General features: G+C 62.6%; 4 protein-coding genes and 1 pseudogene. 2 read left to right on the top strand and 3 right to left on the bottom strand.

Translation table 11 applies throughout. The features are described 5' to 3' along the window. Nucleotides 1-142 (bottom strand): annotated as a pseudogene (locus EN984_RS25715) (GntR family transcriptional regulator); the annotation flags it as partial. 76 nt (nt 143-218) lie between these two features. After that, the gene (locus tag EN984_RS25710; RefSeq protein WP_127268976.1) at nt 219-821 is read right to left on the bottom strand and encodes a TetR/AcrR family transcriptional regulator; all 603 of its coding nucleotides are present in this window, start codon (nt 819-821) and stop codon (nt 219-221) included. Nucleotides 822-921: 100 nt separating this feature from the next. On the opposite strand from EN984_RS25710, the gene EN984_RS25705 reads away from it, so the two are divergent. Continuing rightward, nucleotides 922-2,373 (top strand): MFS transporter, encoded by a 1,452-nt coding sequence (locus tag EN984_RS25705; protein WP_127268977.1) that lies wholly within the window; start codon nt 922-924, stop codon nt 2,371-2,373. A gap of 6 nt (nt 2,374-2,379) precedes the next feature. Here EN984_RS25705 and EN984_RS25700 read toward each other — a convergent pair whose 3' ends face one another. Further along, the gene (locus tag EN984_RS25700) at nt 2,380-3,396 is read right to left on the bottom strand and encodes a polyprenyl synthetase family protein (protein ID WP_127272280.1); all 1,017 of its coding nucleotides are present in this window, start codon (nt 3,394-3,396) and stop codon (nt 2,380-2,382) included. 203 nt (nt 3,397-3,599) lie between these two features. Here EN984_RS25700 and EN984_RS25695 point away from each other — a divergent pair, with 203 nt between their 5' ends. Further along, a complete protein-coding gene (locus EN984_RS25695; protein ID WP_063167652.1) occupies nt 3,600-3,824 on the top strand; it encodes a DUF2007 domain-containing protein in 225 nt (74 codons plus the stop codon). The last annotated feature ends 24 nt before the right edge of the window (nt 3,825-3,848 follow it).

Raw genomic sequence — 3,848 nt, 5'->3', positions numbered from 1 at the left:
CGGGAACAAGGCTGGTTTGGAATTCCTCGGCGATATGATCCTGCCGAAGCCTGGCCCCCGGCTCGATCGCGCCGGATATGATGCGGTCCGCCAGAACCTTGCTGATGCGCACCGCGATGGTGTCGTCTGTGCCCTTTGCCATGTTTTATAGATAATTTGCGGCAGGGCAGCTTGTCGAGACAATTGCAGTCGAAATCGCGAGGCGCCAGAAGCAAGACTCAAGGCTGTGAGACGAAACCGTCGAGCGCAGGCATCGCCACGGTGACCAGGTCATGCAGCCGCTTCTTCGGCACCCCGTCGCGCGCCTGCACTGAGAGGCCAAACAACAGCGTGGTGTAGTAGTCGCCAAGCGCTTCCGGATCGGTATCCGGCTTGAGGTCGCCGTCGCGAACACCCTTTCTCAGGCGCTCCACAATCAATGCATTGCGCGCCAGTCGGCGCTCGGCCAGCCAATGCAGCACGCCGTCATTTTCGGTAGCGCAGTTGGTGGCGGCCGAGACAACCATGCAGCCCTTCGGCAGATCCGGCCTTGTGTAGATATCGATCGCATCGCGCAGCAGCCGCTCGACAAACCGCCGAGCGGTTGGTTCTTCGGCAAGGGCACCGGTGGCGAAGCTTCCTTCGCTGGTTTCGTAGAGAACAACGGCTTCGCGAAACAGATCCTCCTTCGAGCCAAAGGCGGCATAGATGCGCGCCGAGGCCAGGCCAAGCATGGAGACGAGGTCGGCCATCGAGGTGCCCTCGTAGCCGCGCATCCAGAAGGCATCGCGCGCTTTCTGCAGAGCCTGGGCTCTGTCGAACTCCCTTGGCCGTCCCGCCATCGCAACCTCCATTTCTTTATCGATCCACAAATAATCCGCTTGACTCAAGATTGCAAATTCAATTCTTTGTCGATCGATAAAGAATCGAAAGGAGACTGGCATGAGTTCACTCGATCAAGGGCTGCCATTCGGCGCCACTGCGACACAGGGAGGGATTGGCGCGAAGCGCGGCGCCACGCTGGCATTGCTCGCCTTCGCCCAGCTTATCATCGCTCTCGACATCAACATCGTCTTCGTGGCGCTGCCCGAAATCGGGGCTGGGCTGGGCTTTTCCGGCCAGACCTTGCAATGGGTGGTGAGCGCCTACACCGTGTTTACCGGCGGTTTTCTGCTGTTCGGCGGCCGCGCCGCCGACCTTATCGGTCAGCGCCGCATCTTCATCTTCGCGCTCTGGCTCTATGCGCTTTCGTCGCTGGTCGGCGGCCTCGCCTGGTCGCCGGAAATCATCATCGCTGCGCGTGCCGTGCAAGGCATCGGCGGCGCTTTCCTGTTCCCGGCGACGCTCTCGCTGATCAACCGCCTGTTTGCCGAAGGACCGGAACGCAACAGGGCGCTGGCGGTGTGGGGCGGTGCCGGCGCGAGCGGCCTTACCCTTGGCTCACTGGCCGGTGGAATCCTGACAGGCGCCTTCGGCTGGTCGTCGGTCTTCTACGTCAATGTGCTGCTGGCTGGCATCGCCATCATCGCCGCATTTGCCATCATTCCGCGCGATCCCAAGCGGCACCAGCACCGCAACTTCGATCTGCCGGGCGCGCTGACCGTCACCGCAGGCGCCACATTGCTGGTCTTCACGCTGGTCCAGGGACCTGAATATGGCTGGGGTTCGCCAGCGATCATCGCCAGCGCCGCACTGGCAGCGATCTTCATTATCGCCTTCGCGCTGATTGAGGCGAAGAGCGCTGACCCGCTGATGCCGCTGCGGCTGTTCCGCAATCGCAGCCTCGTCGCCGGCATGACGATCACCTTCCTGTTCATGGGAACGTTCGGAGCCCTGCCCTATTTCCTGACCGTGCTGTTGCAGACCGTACATGGCTTCACCGCCCTGCAAACAGGCCTGGCGTTCCTGGTGCCGTCGATCGCCATCGCCGCCGGCACGCAGCTCGGTGAGCGCCTGGCGACGCGCTTTTCTACACGCTCGACCCTGGTCGGCGGCATGATAGTCGGCGCAGCCGGCACAGCGCTGATGGTCCTTGGAGCATCAGCCGACAGCAGCTATGCCGCCATCGTTCCCGGCCTGATCATCTCCGGTGTCGGACAGGGCATCGTCTGGACCGCCATGTGGATCGCGGCCGCGTCGGGCGTGGCACACGACGAACAGGGCGTTGCCTCGGGAATGGCCTGCACGACGCTCAACATCGGCAACGCGATCGGCATGGCGACATTGATCGCGATCGCCAACAGCCATGTCGGCGGATTGACTGGCGATGCACTGAAGGCCGCGATCGCCGACGGCATACAGATCGCCTTCTGGCTGGCGGCGGCGGGCATCTTTGTCAGCCTGCTGGCCGCGTTCGCTTTGCCGGGAAAGGCGAAGCAGCGGGCAACCGGGTGACGCCGCTCAGTTCACCCGGCTGATGCAGAAATCGATGACGTCGATCAGCGCCGATTTCTGCGGCGTCGCTTCCAGCGGCGCCAGCGCGTCGCGGGCGATCTCGCCGAAATGGCGGGCTCGTCCGATCGTGTCGGCGATGGCGCCATGGCGAGTCATCAGGCCGATCGCCTTTTCCAGGCCGGCGTCATCGGTGACATTGTCCTCGATGGCACGCTTCCAGAAAGTGCGCTCGGCCTTCGTGCCCCGCCGATAGGCGAGAATGACCGGCAAGGTCACCTTGCCTTCGCGGAAATCGTCGCCGACATTCTTGCCGAGATCCTTGCTGGTGCCGCCATAGTCCAGCGCGTCATCGATCAGCTGGAAGGCAAGGCCGAGATTCATGCCGTAGGAGCGCAGCGCCGCACGATCGTTGCGGGTCGCCTGGGCAATGACGGGCCCTACCTCGGCAGCAGCCGAAAAAAGTGCGGCGGTCTTGGCCTTGATGACGGCGAAATGCTCGTCCTCGGTGGTTTCGAGGTTCTTGGCGGCGGCAAGCTGCATAACCTCGCCCTCGGCGATGATCGAGGCAGCACTCGACAGGATATCGAGCGCTTCGAGCGAGCCGACATCGACCATCATGCGGAAAGCCTGGCCGAGCAGGAAGTCGCCGACCAGCACGCTTGCCTGGTTGCCCCAGATCATGCGGGCGGTCTTCTTGCCGCGCCGCATGCCGCTCTCGTCGACGACATCGTCGTGCAGCAGCGTCGCCGTGTGCATGAATTCGACGGAGGTGGCGAGCTTGACGTGGCCCTCGCCGGCATAGCCGAACATCTGCGCGGCGGCGAGCGTCAGCATCGGCCGCAGCCGTTTGCCGCCGGACGAGATCAGATGATTGGCGACCTCCGGGATCATCTCGACGTCGGAGCCGGCCTTGGACAGGATCAATTCATTGACGCGCCCCATATCGGCGGCAGTCAGATCGATCAGATCCTTGATGGAGGCGGGCTCCCGCTTCCCGTTTTCGATGTTGAGAACGACACCCACGACAATCACTCCCGTCTTGGTATAGAGCGTGCGACGGCACCCTTAGTCCCTGCATGGACTCTAGGGCGGCGGACATGGCCACGGCAAGTGGCGAATTGGCGCGGCGTCGATGACGGAATGTCAACGACCACAGAGGGAACGGGGCTCTGCCTCGGAATCCCCTGCCCGTTTACATCAATAGCGCAAACTGCGAGTTTCATACGATGATAGAACTTGTCCGCACCAACGATGCCGTGATCATCTCCTTTGTGGAATCGCTGATGCGCGACGCCGGCATCGCCTGCTTTGTCGCCGATCAGAATATGAGCATTCTCGAAGGATCGATCGGTCTTTTGCAGAAACGCGTCATGGTCGACGCCGACCAGGCCGACGCGGCACGGCGCATCCTCAGGGATGCCGGCATCGCCAACGAGATCCGCGGAAAATAATGCCCGCCGCGCCCGCCCTTGTTC

The organism is Mesorhizobium sp. M7A.F.Ca.CA.004.12.1.1, from assembly GCF_003997835.1.
Lineage (GTDB): Bacteria > Pseudomonadota > Alphaproteobacteria > Rhizobiales > Rhizobiaceae > Mesorhizobium.
The sequence above is the reverse complement of the archived record's forward strand: the minus strand, read 5'-3'. Positions and strand labels throughout refer to the sequence as shown.

What these genes read in the sequence shown, in the direction of transcription:
- EN984_RS25710 (WP_127268976.1), bottom strand. Translation starts at nt 821, where the DNA reads ATGGCGGGACGGCCAAGGGAGTTCGACAGAGCCCAGGCTCTGCAGAAA.
- EN984_RS25705 (WP_127268977.1), top strand. Translation starts at nt 922, where the DNA reads ATGAGTTCACTCGATCAAGGGCTGCCATTCGGCGCCACTGCGACACAG.
- EN984_RS25695 (WP_063167652.1), top strand. Translation starts at nt 3,600, where the DNA reads ATGATAGAACTTGTCCGCACCAACGATGCCGTGATCATCTCCTTTGTG.